This window comes from Paenibacillus sp. RC67 (genome assembly GCF_030020805.1).
Classification (GTDB): Bacteria; Bacillota; Bacilli; order Paenibacillales; family NBRC-103111; genus Paenibacillus_S.
This window is the reverse complement of the sequence record NZ_CP125098.1, coordinates 5,568,507-5,587,589: the sequence shown is the minus strand read 5'-3', so window position 1 is coordinate 5,587,589 and position 19,083 is coordinate 5,568,507. Positions and strand designations below refer to the sequence as shown.

Sequence of the window (19,083 nt, the reverse complement as noted above, 5' to 3'; positions counted from 1 at the left end):
GGATAGAAGCAGCAGCCCATTCGGTGCAGGCTCTTAAAAGAGCTTGCGCCTTTTTTGTATGAGCAAACTAAACGATAGGCTTGTCACTGACTCATATTTAACCTATAAATATCATGTTATAGTATTGACCACGCTTACAATGTGTTATATAGTTATTTTGTGAGTCAGATAAGAGTCAATAGTCATTGTATAAGCTAGTCAATAGAATATACAAGGAGGGGTACGAATGCGGACGAAATCAAGGCGCCTTGCTGGGATTATTGTATGCTTGCTTGCAGTATCACTAGCGGCATGCCAACAACCGGGGAAGAGTGAAGAGGTGACGGTAAAAGGAGCGGATTTAGTCAAGAAGGTTAGCGATACGCCAACGGAGCTTGTGTTCTATGTATGCGTCAATGGCTGGACGGAAGATCAGTTTATGAGCACGTATGGGAATCAAATCAAGAAGAAGTTCCCGAATTATACGCTCAAGTTCATCCCGCAAAAGGATGCGCAGACGCTGCCGAGTGTTATCACATCGGGACAGACTATTGATATTTTGATCACTTCCATCGGCCTGACCTCGAATTTCTTGCTTGCCTATGAAATGCAGGATGACATCAGCGAGCTCATCAAAAAGTACAATTTTGATTTGTCACGTCTTGAGCCTTCGACGATTGACATTCAAAGGCAGCTTGCTGGCGGTGGAATTTATGGACTGCCTGTTAGTACGACATCGGCTGCGCTATTTTATAACAAAAGCTTATTCGATAAGTTCGGTGTCTCCTATCCAAGAGACGGCATGACATGGGATGAAATCTACGATTTGGCCAAGACGATGACTCGTACGGACAACGGGCAGCAGATTAAAGGAATGACCATGTCCGTACAGCACTTGATGCAGTTGAACCAGCTCACGGCACCGCATATTGACTCCAAGACATCCAAGGCGGCGTTCACTTCTGACTCATTTCGGCAAGCCTTCGGCAATCTGACGAGATTTTATAAAATTCCAGGAAATGGATTGCTAGATAACAAATATAATCTGGTAAGCCAACAGGAGCCTTTCTACAAAGACCAGAACGTTGCCATGTTCGCTGCTCTTAGCACCACGGGGAGAGTGTTCAAGGATACGCTCAATTGGGATATCGTACAGCTGCCAGTCTTCAAGGAGAAGCCAAATGTTGGTCCGCAATCGTACCCTACTTACTTTTATCTTTCCAAAGGAAGCAAGAACAAAGATGCCGCATTCCAAGTCATGTCCTACATGACATCGGATGAGGCTCAAGATTTTATTGTCAAGGATGGCTATTCCTCTGTCTTAAAAAATCAAAGCCAGATCATGAAAAGCTTTGCTACGAACGATCCGGTTTTAGCTAGTAAAAATGTGAAATCGCTGCTGCCTGCGAAATTCGCAGATCCGACGGAGAAAACGAAGTACCAGGCTATCGCGGATAAAGAAATGCTCGCTGCGTTAGTCGATATCGCCTCGGGTAAAGATGAGAATACCGCTTTGCGAGAAGCCGAGGAGCGGGCGAATAAAGCAATAGAGGCTGAAAAGAAATAAGATATGGACTTAGGGTGGAGGGGAACTCATGGAATATCAAGGCATTCGCTTTCATAATGTGGTCGAACTGGAGCGTAAGGAGCTGCTGCCAGGCTTGAGGCTTCATCGGTTTCCTAAGCACGTGCGGTATGCTTTGAGTGAAAATGGAAGGATAAAAGCCGTTCAGTCGAACGGATGCGAGCTTCGTTTTGTAACCGACGCGAAACATGTGAGGGTTACGCTGGCTTCGCTTGAAACAAACGGGCGCGTGCTTGTATTCCGGGGAGACTTCTTTCACTCCTCCCATCATCTTCAAGCAGGCATAGCTCACACGATTCACCTTGAAGTACCGGAACGATTTGCGGATGTAGACCCGGAACGTCTGCATAACCGAGCTTTTTCTTCAAAGGTTTGGCGCGTTTTTTGTGAGCGATTTAACGCTGTATTTTATGATATTGATGCATTGGGTCACGAGGTTCGTCCTCCTTACAAGTTGGAAGAGCCGAGTCTGGCTTTCGTTGCTTACGGTTCATCCATTACTCAAGGAGCCGGTGCTCTGAGCCACTATAACAGCTACGTGCAGCAGGCAGCTCGAAGGCTGGAGGTGGACGCACTGAACCTTGGGTTAAGCGGCTCCTGCCATTGTGAACGAGAGGTGGCCGATCATATCGCCGAACGAGAGGACTGGGATTTCGCATTTCTTGAAATAGGCGTCAATATGATGTCGAGCGTCCCTATCGAAGAATTTTCACGCCGTGCTGCGTATTTGTTGGACACAATTATTGAGAAGCAGCCGGATAAGCCGGTCTTCTTGACGACGATTTACCCTAACCGTGCCAGTTACTATAAGGATCAAAGCCACACGGCTAGCGATAACTTAAGGAAATACAATCAATTTCTAAGGGAATATGCAGCAGCAAAGAAACATAGCCAGCTTCATCTGCTGGAGGGAAGCGACATTATGACCGATTTTACGTCGCTGACCAGCGACTTGACGCACCCATCCGATTACGGTCACATTACGATGGGAGAACGTCTGGCCGAGAAGATGCGTTCAGTAGTGGAACAATTGCGAATGACCAAACAACATGAGGAGGCGGCATTATGATAACGATGAATTTATCCGGACAAATTGCTTTGGTAACAGGAGGTAACGCAGGAATCGGTTTTGCTATTGCAAGTAAGCTGGCCCAAGCAGGCGCTCGGGTAGCGATTAACTATTTAAGTAAAAAGGAAGCGGCGGAACAAGCTGTGCAGGCTATTAGAGACGCTGGCGGTGAGGCACAATGCTTTCAGGCTGATGTTACCAATGTCGAACAAATATCTTCTCTTATCGAGCGTGTAGAAGCAGCGTTCGGAGGAACGATTGACATATTGATCAATAATGCCGGACATATGATTCAGCGTATTCCGAATACGGAGATGACAGAAGAAGGCTATCAACGTATCATGGATGTCAATTTTAAAAGTACGGTATTCTTGTGCAAAGCAGTTCTGCCCGAAATGATCGAGAAAGGAAAAGGCAAAATAGTCAATATGGCTTCGCTTGCCGCACACAACGGTGGCGGTCCTGGAGCTTCGGTCTATGCGGCCAGTAAGGCGGCAGTTATAGCTTACTCTAAAGGGCTAGCCAAGGAGGCTGCGCCTCACGGTATTCAAGTCAATGTACTATCCCCTGGTTTCATTGGTCAGACGGCGTTCCACTCGACATTTACGACGGATGCTGCAAGAAAGGCTACCGTGAATGGTATTCCGCTGGGTAGAGAAGGTGTTCCGGAGGATGTGGCTAATAGTGCCCTATTCCTGGTGTCTTCGCTGTCCAACTACTTAACGGGGGAAACCATCGAGATCAACGGTGGTATGTTCATGCGATGAATATTAGCGATAAGGTGACGAAATACGAGTGGGCAGCAAGTGTGCTAGAGCATCTTCAGAAAGAGCTGGATTCGGTAATGGCTTCTCCACTCGACATTCCGGTCGAGCCCGGCGGCTGGTGGCATCAATACGTGTGTCCAGAGCATCATACAGAGCTGTTGTTCGACCCGAACGAAGCGGATGCCCAGCAGTTTAACTGCCCTTATGGCTGCAAGCTTCATGGTGAGCCTTATCGCGGCGCTTGGCTGGTGATGAAGCACCAGTCTTATGCTCGCTATGCGCTTCAAGCTGCAGCGGTGTACGCTGGGACGCATGATGAGCGATACGCCAAGTGGAGCATGGACATTCTTTTGCGCTATGCGGAGCAATTTCCGAAGTACCCTGTACATCCTGAAGCCGAAAGCTGGATGCTGAAGGGGCGTGCGTTCCATCAAGCGTTGACGGAGGCCATCTGGGCTACGACTCTGCTTCGTGCCTATCTGCTGCTTCAAGATGTGGGTGGGGCAGCGGTAGGTGTAGAGGCGCTAGAACGGTTGGAGCCCTTCTTCACCATGCTGGAAGAAAGCATGACGCAATCGCGAATGCTGCTCGTTCATGAACAGAAGAAACCGGAGAGTAATTATACCGCCTGGCTCAATGCTGCTCTTGCTTGCTTGTATGCTCGAAGAAACGACACCGAGCGGTTGAAAGAACTCGTTGAAGGCGAAGGAGGGCTTAAGCATCATCTAACGATTGGGGTTAATCCAGATCAGTTGGAGTACGAGGGCAGTACGTATTATCACGTTTTTGTCCTTAGAGCCTATTTCATCCTGGCGGAGATGGCAGAACGGCTGGGTATTGACCTTTATTCCATTACAGGAGAGAAAGGACAATCGTTTGAAGGGATGCTGGATGTGATGGTTACACTAGCCAACGATCAGGGAGAACTGATCGCCCTTCATGACGGTCCTTACCAACGAGTACCTTATGCAAGAGAGATTGCAGAAACGGTCGAGATCGGATTAAGCCGTTATGCCAAAGGGGATTATGTTCCTATCCTTCGCGAAGCATACCGTCAAATGTATGGTAAACCGGATCGGGCAGGCCTGGAGGCATTGGTGTATGGACAAGGAAGACTGGACGAATATAAGGTGTCAATTCCAGAGTTGAAAGCCTCCTGCTTACTGGAGTCGTCCGGCTTTGTTATTGGTAAAAGAAGCAGCGGGCTGCTGTCATTTTATGCTGATTTTGGAGAACATGGCGGCTCACACGGGCATTACGACAAGCTGCATCTGACATTGAGCAATAAAGACGGCTGGTTGACGCCAGAGCTAGGAATGGTTCCCTATGGCTCTCGGATGAGAAAGGATTGGTACGCGTGTACTGAAAGCCACAATACGGTTGTGATCGGAGAGGGGTCACAGGCTGCCCATAAAGGCGAGCTTATCCATTATGAAGATGCTCAGGATTGGACTTACGTATGGCTTCGGTCAACCGAAGCATATGAAGGGTGTAAGTTAGATAGACATTTGCTGCTTACCGCAGATTGGCTGATGGATTGGTTCGATGTGGAGCTTGAAGCAGTGGAAACTATAGACTGGTGGATGCATGGCCCTAAGCTATACCCGGCTGAAGATGAGCTATGGCGGCCGACGGAAGGTCTGCTTCAGGAATCGGGACCTTACAGTAACGTTAGAACTGTCTCGGAATGGATCGGAGCCCCTAACGAATGCGCCCACTTGCACTTGTCCGGCTTGGAGGGTGAAGGTATCAGTATGACATCGCTGCTTTCCCCAGCTTCCCGATTAGTGCTAACGGAGACGCCTGGAACAGCGGACCGACCGCTCGATAAGATAAAAGGACTGCTTCATCGTCAAATGGATAAAAAAGCTTCCTTCATAAATGTATATAGTCGTATCGGTGATCCTGCTAAATTGAGCTCCTTCCAGGAAGCTGATACTATTCAATCGGTTGAATTCTCTATCCAATCTACGGATTGGCGGGCTGTTAGGCATGCGGAACGTGGACTTGAGATTGTGAAGCTGTAAATGTTCTAATAAATGGTTGGACTTGGGCCGTCGCCTCTATCCATAGAGTCGGCGGTTTATTGCCGATTTAAGGCTTATGTACAAAATGGTTCTGGACTTAATGTGAATAAGAAAGTAACATTACTATTGTAATGAAACATATTTGATATGGACTCGTATACATGAAGTATTCCCATCGGTTACGATTATTAATAAAAGGAGGTGAATGCATTGTTTGAGGTTCAGGAAATCGTCATCCATGAATGGATACCTTATTTGATTTCAATCAGTCTGATCTGTTCATTTACGTATGTTTATTTAGCCCACTTCCATGAAGGGGCCGTAGAAGGGCTGTTCCCCGTTCATCATGAATGGGTGCCCATTCTGCCGAAGCCGGAGCCAATAGGGAACCGGGTTGAAAAGCATCATTGGTTAACTAGAAGAGTCAAGCGTAAAGAAGCGCCTGATGGTGATTCGGATGATTGTTACCCTTCGTTTGGATTAAAGAATGATATCCAACGAGGAGGGCTTCTATGGGCAATCACAGTGCATTCACCTATTTCAAAAAATACAGTATATTCGCGGCTATTGCCGCACTAGTTCTTTTAAGCGGCTGTGGGGTTAGCGGGCCGAACGCCACGATTGATGCTAACACCCCGGGTTTTTTCAATCATTATATTGTGTATCCTTTTTCGTATTTGATTCAGCATTTTGCTTCGTTCTTCGATGGCAGCTACGGTATGGGGCTTATTCTTATTACTTTGCTGGTGAGACTAGTTCTGCTGCCGCTCATGATGAGGCAGTACCGAAGCCAACATATGATGAAGCAAAAGATGAACCTCTTGCAGCCAGAGCTGAAGGAGCTTCAGGAGAAATATAAGGACAAGAACGACACAGAGTCCAAGGCGAAGCTACAGCAGGAAACGATGCAGCTGTATCAGAAGCATCAAGTAAACCCTCTGGCCGTAGGCTGCTTGCCGATGCTGATTCAACTTCCCATCTTGTCCGGTTTGTATTACGCAATCAAGTTAACACCGGAATTGGCCGATCATTCCTTCTTATGGTTTCAACTGGGACGTCCAGATATGGTCCTGCCGTTTATTGCTGCGATCATCTATTTCTTTCAGTATAAGGTTTCGCAGATCGGCACCGATCCTGCTCAACAGAAGCAGTTTGCCATAGTAGGCTATATATCGCCGATTATGATGGCTGTATTCTCGTTCAGTGCTCCTGCCGCGGTTCCATTGTACTGGGTTGTTGGCGGCGTATTCGTTCTATTGCAGACTTGGCTGGCCAAAAGGATCTACCACCCGAAGTCTGTGGAAACACTAAGTTTAGAAAAGAATAGTTAATCTATAAAAGGCTGTAGCTGCGGGTAAGATAGCAGACAGCCTTTTTTGTCGTTAAAGAAGGTACGACTCCATGAGATTGACGGCGAGAGTGCGCTTTCGATCCTTAGCTTAGGATGTGATAAATTGCCCACCGTTCACGTGCATCGTTTCCCCGGTGACGAATCTTGAATCGTCGCTAGCTAGGTAAACATAGGCGGGAGCAAGCTCAAAAGGCTGACCCGCACGCTTCATAGGGGTATCCGTACCGAAGGTAGATACTTCGTCCGCCGGGTAGCTGGATACAGTCAATGGTGTCCAAATCGGACCTGGTGCAACCGAATTGACCCTTATATTTTGATCGACCAACGACATAGACAGTGAGCGGGTAAATGTAACGATAGCCCCTTTTGTAGAAGAATAATCGATCAGCTCCTTATTGCCTCTGTATGCTGTTATAGAAGCCGTATTAATTATCGAGCTGCCTGACTTTAAATGAGGTAACGCTGCCTGAGTCATATAAAAATAAGAGAATATATTGGTGCTGAATGTATTGATCAACTGCTCTTCGGTAATGTCGAGCAAGCTCTGTTGAGGGAACTGGACGCCGATATTGTTGACAAGAATATCTAGTTTGCCAAAGGCTTGAAGCGTTTGTTCTACGATGAGAGCACTATGGGCTTTATAACGAAGATCAGCTTGTATCGCAAGGCAGCGCCCGCCTAATTCCTCGATTCGCTTCTTGGTTTCTTCGGCATCCGGTACTTCATATAAATATACTATGACAACATTGGCTCCTTCTTTGGCAAAAGCAACGGCTGCCGCGCGACCTATACCACTGTCGCCCCCGGTTATAATAGCCACTTTATTTCTTAGTTTGCCGCTTCCGGTGTATGAGGGATTTTCGAAGATAGGGCGAGGGTTCATTAAGTATTCAAGCCCAGGCTGTTGATCCTGATGCTGTGGCGGGAAAGCAATGGGCTGCTCTTTACAGACCGTTTCTTTGCTGTAGTAAGGATAAACAGGGTATAGGTTCATGGGGACCTCCAAACATTCTAGGTATTTGCTCGGAGTTATTGTATTCGATTCACAAAGCTTAGGTTACTGGGCTTAGATTATTTTGTGAGAACGAGCCGACTTCACTTGTGAAGGTTGTTTTTTTTTGTGTGTTCACAAATTGTCCACATTCAAAACCTAAACAATAACCAGGTTAAAGTCGAAATAGTTAAAGTGTCTTAAAGTAAATTAAAACCATTAATGTTAAAAAATACACATTATTTGATGGTGAGGACAAGGATTTTAACAGCATAACGCAGCCTATGCTCTCTGTGATATGGGGATTAAGGCACAAATTGATGAAGGAAAGGAGTAGGCTATTGGACCTGGTCGTACACGGACGACAGGGATGATGAAGTAAGACAATTTGCATGCAAAAAAAGAGAGAGTAGTTAAACCGAATGTGGAGGATCAGAAAAAGATGAAAAAACGCTTGTTAGGAATGACTCTTGCTTTAACATTATTGTGGAGTACTGCCGTCTCGGCAGCGGAAAGCAAGTACAATTGGATCGATGGCGGAAAAAAAGTAGATTTGAAACAGATAGCAACGTTGGATTTAGACTCATCCTTTGTTTTTCTGGATGCAGCTAATACAATGAAAATGAGTAAAGAGAACCACGACTCACCGTCAGGTAAGGAAATTGGGAGTATATATCCGAAGGATGAGAATCAGAGTTGGGCTGTCATTTTTGAGTACGAGGAATCCGGCCACATTAAAGATGATGAGAAGCAAAAAATCGATGCCAAGGCTATTCTGAAGAGCTATAAGAAGGGGACAGAGGAAGCTAACAAGGACAAGCAGCCGGGAGAACGATTGTATGTCACCGGTTGGGATGTGGAACCTTTTTATGATGAGAAGACCCACAATTTGACTTGGTCTATGCTGGCGGAGGATGACAACAAAGAGCAGCTATTGAACTATAACGTCCGACTCCTGACTAGAAAAGGCTATGTTTCGGCTATTTTGGTTTCCGATCCGAAGCACCGCGAGGCAGATAAAAAAGTGCTGACTGAGCAAATTTTGACGAAGCTGGAGATAAAAGCGGGAGAGCGCTATGAGGAATTCGATGCTTCTAAAGACAAGGTATCGGAATATGGACTGAGTGCGCTTATCTTGGGTGGAGCCGGGCTGGCTGTTGCGAAGAAGGTAGGCTTACTTGCCACAATAGCGTTGTTCGGTAAAAAGTTTTTTATCGTGATCATTGCGGCGTTCGGTGCCATTATAGGCCTTGTTAAGAAATTGTTCGGAAGAAGGAAACCAGAACCAGTTCAAACTCATCCTTCAGAACAACAAGAAAATACGCCGACAATATAGAGAAGTTAATTTTCTTCATGCTAGAGAGGGGGAGTTGAAATGAATCACGTCTTTGCGAGGTTTATAAATAAATATGTGTTGGGCTATGCATTTCAACCTGCTCGAAGAAATCGACGTGGCGAAATGGTGCTTGTCAAAGGAAAGCTGATCAATTGGGGTGTCTACATAGGTTTTCTTATGGCGCTAAGTGCTTTTACATTATTTTACTTGAACGACGAAGATTCTGAAGAATGGATATATAATCTCATCTATATGGGAGCAGTAGCTCTGTTTCTTGGTGCGTGCTCTTTCATACTAGCTTGTTCACGGACAGTGGTTAACGAGCTGTCGGTAACGAGATATACATGGCTTGGGAAAAAAACGATGGATTTTGCAGATATTCATATGGTGTCTTTCACCCGATTTTTCGGAGGCTGTTTTGTTCTAAAGAGTGGAAAAAAAACAGTGTGGGTGCCGTTGGAAAATGTGGGTAGCGCTGAATTCGTTGAGCTTCTTTGTGAAAAGCTGGGTAAAGAGCGCTGCACTCCCGCTGTAGAAGCCATCAGCAAAAGAAGAAGAGAATTAGCTCAGTTGTTTCAGCATTAAAACATTTAGTATACATTTGACCGATTCCTAATTGGGGGTCGGTCTTTTTTATTAAAAGGCATTCAGATCATAAACTACGACATGCGAACTTAAAAAATCATATAGCAGGGAAGATGAGGCCTTTGTATAGTAAAAGAGGCATTACAGATGATGGAAATGGGGGAGAAAAAGAGATGAAATAGCTCCATGGCTCGAGTGAATCAGAAGTCGCTGGCTTATGTAGACCCAAAAACGAATAAAGCAGCTGTTGCTACGGAAGATTTCAAAAAGATTTTATCGGATTCCAGGCGCAGAATTCCCTAAGGATGTGAACACGGCGCTCCGCAAAGCTGCCGAGCTTGCCAACGCAGATATTGAAGCAGCTGTGAAGGCTCCTTCAGGCAAATAGGAGAATGACGGTAATGCTGTTAGGCAAATGAATCAACCTCGAAACCAAGGCTTCACTTTGTGGGGCTATTTGGGCTGCTTCAAGCTGAACGCGGATGATCTTATTTTTGTGCAAATGTGCATCAGCATTGGACATTCTTCCTGACCATCCCGTGACTTATAATAGAGCCACAAGCAATGGATAGACAGTTTAAAGTCAAGGAGGAAACAGGATGATACCTAAGTTTCACGATGCACGTGATGTGTTTTTTGAAAGGCGGTTCGGGCTTTTCATCCATTGGGGATTGTATGCTATACCCGCCTGGCACGAGCAAATCTTGTGGCGCGGTAAGATGAAGCGTAAGGAATACGAGCAGCTTATTCATCAATTTAATCCGACGAAGTTTGATCCGGATGCTTGGCTTGATCTGGTTGAAGAAGCGGGAATGCAGTATGTCTGTTTTACGACGAAGCATCATGACGGCTTTTGCATGTGGGATACGGCGCACACGGAATATAACATTATGAATACCCCATATGGTAAAGATATTTTAGGTATGCTGGCTGAAGCCTGCCATCGGCGAAATGTGCCGCTGAGCTTGTACTATTCATGTCCCGATTGGCACCATCCCAATTATCCGAATCAAGGGCGTCATCACGAAATGTTTGGTCCCCGAAGCGGGGACGATCCGGATATTGAGAAGTATTACGATTTTGTCAAAAAGCAGCTGGAAGAGCTGCTTACGAAATACGGCAGCATCTATCAGCTGTTCTGGGACGTCAATGTAGCGGAGTACTATGATCCGAGCATTAATGAATGGATTCGTACCCTGCAGCCTGGCATTCTCATCAACGACCGGGGTCCTGGAAAAGGGGACTACAACACACCTGAGAGGCATGTCCCCGAGGGAGGATCGTTCAGCAAGCCGACGGAAGCGTGTCAATCACTGGGACGTGAAAGCTGGGGCTTCCGCGAGGATGAAGATTATTATTCACACAAATTTATTATGCAGAGTGTAGATAAAATATTGGCTATGGGCGGCAACTATTTATTGAATGTAGGGCCTAAGTCTGACGGGGCGATCACGGAAGAGAATGTGGAGGCGCTTCGCAAGATCGGTACATGGTACAAGTCAGTGCAAGAGGCGTTCATTGGGACTGTTCCTGCGTCGGATATGGGCGGTCATGATGAAATCGTGATGGCTGGTTCACAGCGCAAGGTCGAACGTGATCATGTGCTGCTGACGCGAAAAGGCAACACGATCTACGTGCATCTGTATCGGGATACCCAGAGCACTTCTGTAGTGCTCAAGCCACTCGATATTCTGCCTATCAGAGCGGTACTGCTGAATAACGGCCAAGAGCTCCCTTGCAGTGTTGATCTTCTTCCATGGTATTGGAGAGAACGGCCATATCTACGGATTCGCCAATTGCCTGTCAACGAGCTGACAGATACCGTAATGGTCATTAAGCTGGAGTTTGATGAAGAGGTGTGTGACTAGGGAGATCATCATAAGAAAAACCAGCATGTCCTTACCGGAATGCTGGTTTATTGTATGTCGAACTAGCCATGCATAGCAGCCTGACGCTTGCAATGATCCTCAATAACCAGGCAGGCCATTGCCTCAATGACAGGTACAATTCGAGGGCAGATGCAAGGATCATGCCTTCCTTCGGTAACGATAGTCTGTTCTGCTCCATTGATACCGATTGTCTGTTGAGGAACGGAGATCGAGGAGGTCGGTTTGATGGCTACACGGAACACGATCTCATCTCCTGTGCTGATGCCTCCAATGATGCCTCCAGAGTGATTGCTCATGAAGCCGGAGGCGTTCATCGCATCGTTGTGCTCGCTTCCGAGCATCGCTGCAGCGGCGAAGCCTGCGCCGAATTCGATCCCTTTGACTGCACCGATGGAAAGCATTCCTTTGGCAATATCCGCATCGAGCTTATCGAATACGGGTTCTCCAATGCCAGGCAATACCCCTCTAATTCTGCATTCCACAATACCTCCGCAGCTGTCTCCGACGGCAGCCAACGCCTCAATTTTCTCGATCATCCTTACTGCTGCGTCCGGATCGGCGGCTCTAACTGAATTGCGTTCGATTTCACTTTCGATCAATTTGTTGCTTGTAATCCCGCCAATTTCTTTGGTGTAAGCAACAATAGAGATGCCTCGTTTCTCCAGAAGCTTGCGAGCTACGGCTCCCGCAGCCACCCTTCCCGCTGTTTCTCTGCCTGAGGCTCTTCCGCTGCCGCGATGATCTCTGATCCCATACTTTTGTAAATACGTGTAATCAGCATGTCCGGGACGGAATGCCAGCTTGATATCGTCATAAGCTGACGGTCTCATGTCTTTATTATATAAAATGATGAACAATGGTGTACCCGTCGTTTTGCCATCAAACATCCCAGACAAAATGTGAACTTGATCGTACTCACGTCGAGGAGATGTAACGGATGATTGTCCAGGCTTTCTGCGATCCATCTGAATTTGAATATAAGCTTCGTCAATCTCCACACCGGGCGTCACGCCATCAATGATGACTCCAACCGCTTCTCCGTGAGATTCTCCGAATGTAGTTATTTTGAATATATCGCCAAAAGAATTTCCTGCCATATGTCGTAGCTCCTTTAATTGAACGGTTTTGAATAGTTAATAGGATTATTATAAAGCGGAAAATGAAATAGATGAAATAGCAATAATCAAGTAATGATATAGAACGGATTAATATCATTTTAATCATTACTAGAGTTGGATAGTAGAGTAATACGAAAACGTTGCTGCCCGAAACTTTTTAACGCAGCTGAGTTTGTGCTAGAAAGGGAGCATCTCATGAAGAATGGTTCTGAAAGGGCTAAATAAAGGCGCTTTTGGATGTTAATACATTGTCATAAGGTGAACGAAACTATGTTTTATATAGAAAAATTAACGAAAAAATAGAAGATTAATGTAACATTTTACAGTATAATGGTAAATGTTTACTCGTTTTTATGCGAAACTATGGAGGTAGATCGGAACGAATGATTCGGCGAGAGATTTCGAAATTACTAGTGAGCGTATTGCTGCTCACCCAACTGTTTGCAGCCGTAGATGTAACGGATTCGTGGGGGAACCGTACGTATGCTGCAGAATCGGGCAGCATTGAAACGCCCGCCTCGGCAGAGGCAGAGTCAACTGTAAAACCAACAGCCGGATTTCAAGACATTAATGAGTCCTACGCAAAGAAAGAAATTAAAGCGCTGACAGACGCTGGAATCTTATCCGGATATTCCGACGACAGATTTGCTCCGGAGCAGCCGATGACCCGTGCGGAATTGGCAAAAATTATTGTAATGTCACTAGGCTTAAAAGAAAATGCTGATAAGGCTTCGGCATTCACGGATGTGGACCCGGATAGCTGGTACCGTGGCTTTGTGGGGTCGCTCATTCAATCGGGAATTACGCAAGGAACTTCCGATACTACCTTTTCACCTGAAGAGCGCGTAACCAGGGAGCAGCTTGTCGTATTTTTCATACGGGCGATGGGCTTGCAAACGGTTGCGGATAAATTATCGGCAGAATTGCCGTTTACAGACCGGAATGCGATCTCCGCATGGGCGCGCAGCAGTGTGCTGCTAGCCTCCAAGATTAGCTTTGTTCAAGGCATGGATAACGGAGATGGCGGTATACGCTTTGAACCGGGAACTCCGGCGCAGAGACAAGCACTGGCCCGACTAGCCTATGAGTTTCATAAGAATCGCCAGCAATACATAGAGGCAGCGCAAAAGCTGACTACAACCGAGCCAAAGAAAGAAGAAGTCGTGCAGGAAGAAGCACCAGCTACCTGTTGTTTCGGTGGAGGCGGTGGTGGCGGAGGGGGCAAAGGCAACAGCGGAGGAAGCACTTCGACGCCATCGCTCGATATTCCAGGCATCATTAATGGGAACGCAAGCATTTCATCCAGCGGGACCTATGGACCAAAGGATGGGGTAGGCACTGCGAATGTCACAGGAACATTAGTTATTGATCCTGGACCTAACGCCGAAGTTGTGATCCAAAATGTGACGGCAGCCACCCTTGAGGTGCGCTCAGGATCGTCCAATACGATCAAGCTGCGCAATGTTCATGGAGAACTGCTTATCATAAAAGCGAACCAGTCCCAAAGCGTTCGAGTAATGACGCAGGAAGGCACAGAGATTAAGAGAACCGAAATCCGTTCCAAAGCCATAGTTGAGCAAGAGGCAGGAAGCTTCGGTGCCGTGATGGTGACAACAGACGCGGCCAACCAAAACGTAGAGCTTCGCGGAATCTATAACGAAGTGACTACTGCTGCCGAAGGTGCTTCTATTACATTTGCTCCAACTGCCGGCGGCAAGGAATCTAACGTGAAGTCGCTCTCTATGCAAGCCGGAGGAAAGCTGGTCGTACAGCCTAAGGCTGCTATAGAGGCATTATCGGTATCTAAAACTGGCTCTTCCATTGAATTGGACGGATTGGGCAAAATAACAAGTATTACTTTCAATGCAGAAGCTCAGAACGTAAAACTAAATGTTCTTTCTGAGTTGGTTATTGAAAAGCTGGTATTAGAAAATGTGAAGATAGCGTTGAAGGGGAATGTCAAAGCCTTTTCGAATATGATTTTAGAGCTGAAAGGCGACAATGCTTTCCTGGACGCTGACCCTGCAATCGTTACAGCTTTGAAGAACAAGCTCATTGATGTTGTTCAAAAGGCAATCGATAGCATTGGAGAAGTAAAACAGTATTCTGCTGAATTGGAAGAGAAGATAGCAACTGTGGACAGCACGCTTAAAACAGCATTTAAGCTCGGTGCTAAAGAGTCGGAAATAGCTAATCTGTCGAAGTTCCGGACAGCTCAAGCGGCATTAACGGATCTTGCTTTGGCAAAGGCATCCGAGCTGCTTCAAATCGAATTCAAGCAGGGCGATCAGCTGGATCGCGTGACACAGAACATTACCCTGCCGAAGAATGGCTTTGCATCTACAACGGTAAGCTGGGATACCAATGACTCAGCTCACGTAACCAAAGAAGGTGTAGTTACACGTCCTTCCGCAGGATCTGCGGATGTTGTCGTCAAACTGACAGCTGTTATCTCTCGTAATAACAAGACAGTAGCTAAAAGTTTCACGATTACCATTAAAGCCTTACCGGCTTCGGGTACAGAGCCGACAAACGTACCGACGGTGTCAACTTCTGTTTATACTGATACGGCATGGATCATGGTATGGACGGAAGATAATGCGAACTTGACATTAACAGATGAACGAGCCCAGCTTATTGGAAAGACAATGGCAAACTCCTACGGGTATGCCATCATACCACTTCGCCGAGAGTTAGCAGCTAACGAGCAACTTCAGCTGGTTGCTCAAGGAAGCGGAAAGCTGGCAAGTACTCCTGTGAATATTGCGGTTAAAGCTGCAGCCGCGCCATCATTGATTACGGCGATGCCAGTGATTGTTGATAATATTTACGAAGATACCTCAAGTATTACATTGGAGATATTTGAACCATCTGTAGTTGTGTTGCAAGATGAAAAAGGCTTAGTATTGGATGCGGCATTTGTTGAGGGTAATATGCCTGGCCGTCGTACGTATGAACAGTTCGATCTAGATACAAAGCTTGTATCAGGCCAGAGATTAACTTTGTCAGCTAGAGGTAACGGTAAGAAATATAGTGGAACCATTCAACGAACGGTCAAGGAAGTTAATGGTAAAACTGCTCCTCCAGTACCCTTAGAGAGTTTATATGAACCAAATTCTATATTGCAAATTAAAACAGAACGAGATGCTGAAGTATTTTTTATGGACGAAACCATCATTTTAAGATCATCGGGAGTCATTTACACTGATGATACATCGTCCGTCATTGAGTATAATATTGAATCTTTAATTGCTGGGAAGAAGATTAATATCAAAGCCAAGTCGCCCGGGAAAGCAGAGAGTGATGAGGTTGAACTGACTGTTCTTCAGCAGCCTACTGTTAAATCTAAAGCACCGATTGTATACAAAGAGTCACCAAATGGTGTTATTGGCGGAGTTATTACTGAAAAGGCGGCAACAATTTATATAAGAGACAGTAAAAATAAATTGGTTTATGAACGCTCGCCAGATTCAATTTTATGGTACGATGATCCCTACCAATTCAAATATGAATACAGTAATTATGATCCGTCTGCTGATGTTGAAATTTATACAGTGACAGCAAAGGAGTTTGGAAAAGCAGAAAGTGAGTCTATCAAAGTCAATGTACACAAGAAAAGTAATGTTGTCGGTGGTGGAGGCAGCGGAAATAGCGGAGGTAGTGGAGGAATACCAGCGGAAAATGAATCAAAGAAGCCTGAGCTCATTTCGGCTAAGCTCTACCCAGATGGAGGGACTATAGAAGTAGTATCCACTGTGGTGGATAGAACTCTTTATTTAAAAACTGGTTGGGGAGAGTTAATTGCAACGGCAAAAGTGGACGCTGGACAAACCAAGGTTCAGTTTAGCTATCCCGGATGGAGTTCTATTCTTTATCCAGGTGTTGTAGTTTATATTACGTCCGAGGAGACAAATAAATCGATTAGTCCTGCAGTGGGAGTGGAGATAAGATCAAACAAACCTCCTGAAGCACCGTTACAGAGCGTTTCGATAAGTTTTAATGGATTTGATCTATTTATTTCGGGTAGGACCACAATAGGATCTACATTAAGTATTAAGAGAGCATCTGATGGCAAAACCTTATTTGGACCTGTGTTAGCGTATAGCTCTGATTTTTACTATTGGCTTTCTAAAGCATCTATTGTGGAGCTGCGGGCGGGGGATTTATTGGAGGTAAGCGCAAAAAACACATATGGGATCGAAAAAGCCATGTATGTAGCAGTTCCAGATATCGCAAAGACAACAAATGTTGAATTAAAAGCAAATGTGTTTAACAATGGTTTGTTTATCGAGGGACAATCTAAGGGTATCCCAATGGACATGGTAATTGTGGATGATCAAGGACACATTTGGGACCAATCCTCTTACAATGACAAAATTCAATTACATTTAGGAAAAACTCGAAATTTGGCTAAGCAAATAGCCATATATGTGCAAGAAAGCGATAAGCTATTCAGTGATCCCATTTATGCAAAAGTAGATTCTGTTCAGGACCAAAGAGCACTTCTTGGTATAGAGGAGCAAGTAAATGAACCATTCAAGGGTATTAAAGGTTTTTCAATTCCATATTCTACGATAGTGGTTAGGAATATGACTGGAGCTATTGTAGCTCAATATAACCTTGAGGAAAATAGAGATTTTAACATTACTGAATTTGATCGTCCTCTTGTAGTTGGTGAGGAGCTTTATATCACTACGAATCATTACGGTATGAAGGAAAGTACCCCTATTTCCGTAACCGTTCGGGAGAAGGAAATAACCGAAAAGCCAACGGTTAATAGTAGCGTTTATGACGAAAGTGTAGAAGTTAGTGTGACGACCAGTAAATATAGTAAAATCATTTTGGTAGATTATCAGGATTATTTGGTTGGTACATCTTATTCCAGTACATGGCGTGATGAAACTTATGTACCTGTTAGTGGAAAGATGACGGAAAATACAAAATTAAAGGTTTATGCAATGGCTCCTAATCAGCTACTAAGCCTTGCCAATAATGTACCAATCCTATCGGCACCAAAGACAAATAAACCTACTGTCCAAAGTGCTGTATATGATGTTGATAATTCTTTTAGGCTCTCAGTTGCAGCAGAGTATGATTCTGATCTTACACTAAAAAAAGAAGATGGAACTAAAGTAGGAACAGGACATGTCTATACTAGTAATTCTGGATACATTGACTTCTACAGCAATATTACACTCATTGCGGGAGAAACACTGCTGCTTACGGCAAAATTAAAAGGTATGAAAGAAAGCGATCCGTGGAAAATTATTGTTCAAGCTAGGCCTTTCACAAAAACACCAACAGTAAATGATGTTGTATATTCCGAGTCATATGTAATTACAGGCTCCACTGAACCGGCAGCAGATGTCTACTTAAAGAACGAGACAGGAAGCATAGTAGGAAGTACACATTCTTCATCCTATGATGGAACCTTTACTATGTATCTGTATCTGTATAGTCCTTTCGGTGTGGGAGAAACGTTGAATCTAAGTGCTAAGGTTATTAATAAAAAGGAAAGCTTACCGCTTCCAATTGTTGTTCAACAGTCACCTAAAACATTGCAACCCACTGTCACCAATACAGTCTACACTATGTCAAATTTCATTCTGGGACGTAGTGAGCCTTCAGCAGAAGTCGTTGTAAAAACAGCCAGTGGGCAGCTTTATGGATATTCAAATACTGCAGATTCAAAAGGCGACTATAGTATTTATAAGTTCATTTCGCTTAACCTGAACCCTAGTGATACGTTATTTGTAACAGCTAAGGTCAGGGGGAAAAGTGTAAGTGATCCGACAAAGATAATGCTTCTGGCTTCTCCTAAAACAAGCAAACCCATTGTAACGGGAGCTGTCTATGAAAATGGTTTTATTGTTTCGGGTACGGCCGAAAATGATTCTGAAATAAGTGTCAAGCAAATGGATGGTACTTTGATAAACAAGTTTAACACGAGTTATTATAATTCATCGTTCTTTGCAAAATATATTGCTAGTTTTTCTTTAGGGAGCCAAGTGCAAATAACAGCTAAGGCGTATGAAAAAGCGGAAAGTGATCCAGTTCTCGTTACAGTTCAGTCCGTCTCAGGTAAGACACCTACTCCAACGGTAACTGGTAGCGTGTATCAGGGTTACAGTAACGTATATGTTCAAACAGAACCCTACGCCAAAGTAACGACAAGATCATCAAGCAGTTTTGTTGAGGATAATACATATGACTATAGTGGATTATTCCCTAGCATCTGGCGCTTCCCAAATCGTCAAATCGGCGAAGAACTAACTATTACAGCAGAGGCAATAGGCAGAAAAGAAAGTGATCCAGTCCGGATTATCGTAAAATCAAATCCTTAAAATCTTAAAATAAAAAGATCGCTAACCCTTTTGCGGGTAAGC

13 protein-coding genes are annotated in these 19,083 nt (G+C 45.0%); 11 read left to right on the top strand and 2 right to left on the bottom strand.

Annotated elements, in window-relative coordinates; genetic code table 11:
- Positions 1-226: 226 nt before the first annotated feature.
- The 6 genes from QMA13_RS25360 to yidC all read left to right on the top strand — a co-directional run bounded on the left by QMA13_RS25360 (position 227) and on the right by yidC (position 6,758).
- Positions 227-1,546, top strand: a complete 1,320-nt coding sequence (locus QMA13_RS25360) for an ABC transporter substrate-binding protein (RefSeq protein WP_282936494.1) — start codon at positions 227-229, stop codon at positions 1,544-1,546.
- Between the two features lie 28 nt (positions 1,547-1,574).
- Positions 1,575-2,633, top strand: coding sequence for an SGNH/GDSL hydrolase family protein (locus tag QMA13_RS25355; protein WP_282936493.1), 1,059 nt, complete (start codon positions 1,575-1,577; stop codon positions 2,631-2,633).
- Positions 2,633-3,400, top strand: coding sequence for an SDR family NAD(P)-dependent oxidoreductase (locus QMA13_RS25350; RefSeq protein ID WP_282943550.1), 768 nt, complete (start codon positions 2,633-2,635; stop codon positions 3,398-3,400). Before QMA13_RS25355 ends, QMA13_RS25350 begins: the two co-directional genes overlap by 1 nt.
- Positions 3,397-5,427: a heparinase II/III domain-containing protein gene (locus QMA13_RS25345; RefSeq protein WP_282936492.1), complete on the top strand. Its 2,031-nt coding sequence runs from the start codon at positions 3,397-3,399 to the stop codon at positions 5,425-5,427. The genes QMA13_RS25350 and QMA13_RS25345 overlap by 4 nt, the downstream gene beginning before the upstream one ends.
- Before the next feature lie 210 nt (positions 5,428-5,637).
- Positions 5,638-6,006, top strand: a complete 369-nt coding sequence (locus QMA13_RS25340) for a hypothetical protein (protein WP_282936491.1) — start codon at positions 5,638-5,640, stop codon at positions 6,004-6,006.
- A complete protein-coding gene (gene yidC / locus QMA13_RS25335) occupies positions 5,940-6,758 on the top strand; it encodes a membrane protein insertase YidC (protein ID WP_282936490.1) in 819 nt (272 codons plus the stop codon). The genes QMA13_RS25340 and yidC overlap by 67 nt, the downstream gene beginning before the upstream one ends.
- Before the next feature lie 108 nt (positions 6,759-6,866).
- Here the strand turns inward: yidC and QMA13_RS25330 are convergent, their stop codons facing one another.
- Positions 6,867-7,772, bottom strand: coding sequence for an SDR family oxidoreductase (locus QMA13_RS25330; RefSeq protein ID WP_282936489.1), 906 nt, complete (start codon positions 7,770-7,772; stop codon positions 6,867-6,869).
- Between the two features lie 439 nt (positions 7,773-8,211).
- Here QMA13_RS25330 and QMA13_RS25325 point away from each other — a divergent pair, with 439 nt between their 5' ends.
- The 4 genes from QMA13_RS25325 to QMA13_RS25310 all read left to right on the top strand — a co-directional run bounded on the left by QMA13_RS25325 (position 8,212) and on the right by QMA13_RS25310 (position 11,558).
- Positions 8,212-9,105: a DUF2167 domain-containing protein gene (locus QMA13_RS25325; RefSeq protein WP_282936488.1), complete on the top strand. Its 894-nt coding sequence runs from the start codon at positions 8,212-8,214 to the stop codon at positions 9,103-9,105.
- Positions 9,106-9,144: 39 nt separating this feature from the next.
- Positions 9,145-9,690, top strand: a complete 546-nt coding sequence (locus tag QMA13_RS25320) for a hypothetical protein (RefSeq protein WP_282936487.1) — start codon at positions 9,145-9,147, stop codon at positions 9,688-9,690.
- A 247-nt stretch (positions 9,691-9,937) separates the two neighbouring features.
- The gene (locus QMA13_RS25315) at positions 9,938-10,078 is read left to right on the top strand and encodes a hypothetical protein (RefSeq protein WP_282936486.1); all 141 of its coding nucleotides are present in this window, start codon (positions 9,938-9,940) and stop codon (positions 10,076-10,078) included.
- Positions 10,079-10,289: 211 nt separating this feature from the next.
- Positions 10,290-11,558, top strand: a complete 1,269-nt coding sequence (locus QMA13_RS25310) for an alpha-L-fucosidase (RefSeq protein WP_282936485.1) — start codon at positions 10,290-10,292, stop codon at positions 11,556-11,558.
- Positions 11,559-11,620: 62 nt separating this feature from the next.
- Here the strand turns inward: QMA13_RS25310 and aroC are convergent, their stop codons facing one another.
- Complete coding sequence (aroC, locus tag QMA13_RS25305) at positions 11,621-12,676, bottom strand: chorismate synthase (RefSeq protein WP_282936484.1); 1,056 nt, start codon at positions 12,674-12,676, stop codon at positions 11,621-11,623.
- A gap of 434 nt (positions 12,677-13,110) precedes the next feature.
- Here aroC and QMA13_RS25300 point away from each other — a divergent pair, with 434 nt between their 5' ends.
- A complete protein-coding gene (locus QMA13_RS25300) occupies positions 13,111-19,041 on the top strand; it encodes an S-layer homology domain-containing protein (protein WP_282936483.1) in 5,931 nt (1,976 codons plus the stop codon).
- The last annotated feature ends 42 nt before the right edge of the window (positions 19,042-19,083 follow it).

Bases quoted from the DNA above. Each gene is read 5' to 3' on its own strand.
- QMA13_RS25355 (WP_282936493.1), top strand. From the start codon at position 1,575: ATGGAATATCAAGGCATTCGCTTTCATAATGTGGTCGAACTGGAGCGT.
- QMA13_RS25330 (WP_282936489.1), bottom strand. From the start codon at position 7,772: ATGAACCTATACCCTGTTTATCCTTACTACAGCAAAGAAACGGTCTGT.
- QMA13_RS25310 (WP_282936485.1), top strand. From the start codon at position 10,290: ATGATACCTAAGTTTCACGATGCACGTGATGTGTTTTTTGAAAGGCGG.
- QMA13_RS25320 (WP_282936487.1), top strand. From the start codon at position 9,145: ATGAATCACGTCTTTGCGAGGTTTATAAATAAATATGTGTTGGGCTAT.
- aroC (WP_282936484.1), bottom strand. From the start codon at position 12,676: ATGGCAGGAAATTCTTTTGGCGATATATTCAAAATAACTACATTCGGA.
- QMA13_RS25325 (WP_282936488.1), top strand. From the start codon at position 8,212: ATGAAAAAACGCTTGTTAGGAATGACTCTTGCTTTAACATTATTGTGG.
- yidC (WP_282936490.1), top strand. From the start codon at position 5,940: ATGGGCAATCACAGTGCATTCACCTATTTCAAAAAATACAGTATATTC.
- QMA13_RS25345 (WP_282936492.1), top strand. From the start codon at position 3,397: ATGAATATTAGCGATAAGGTGACGAAATACGAGTGGGCAGCAAGTGTG.
- QMA13_RS25360 (WP_282936494.1), top strand. From the start codon at position 227: ATGCGGACGAAATCAAGGCGCCTTGCTGGGATTATTGTATGCTTGCTT.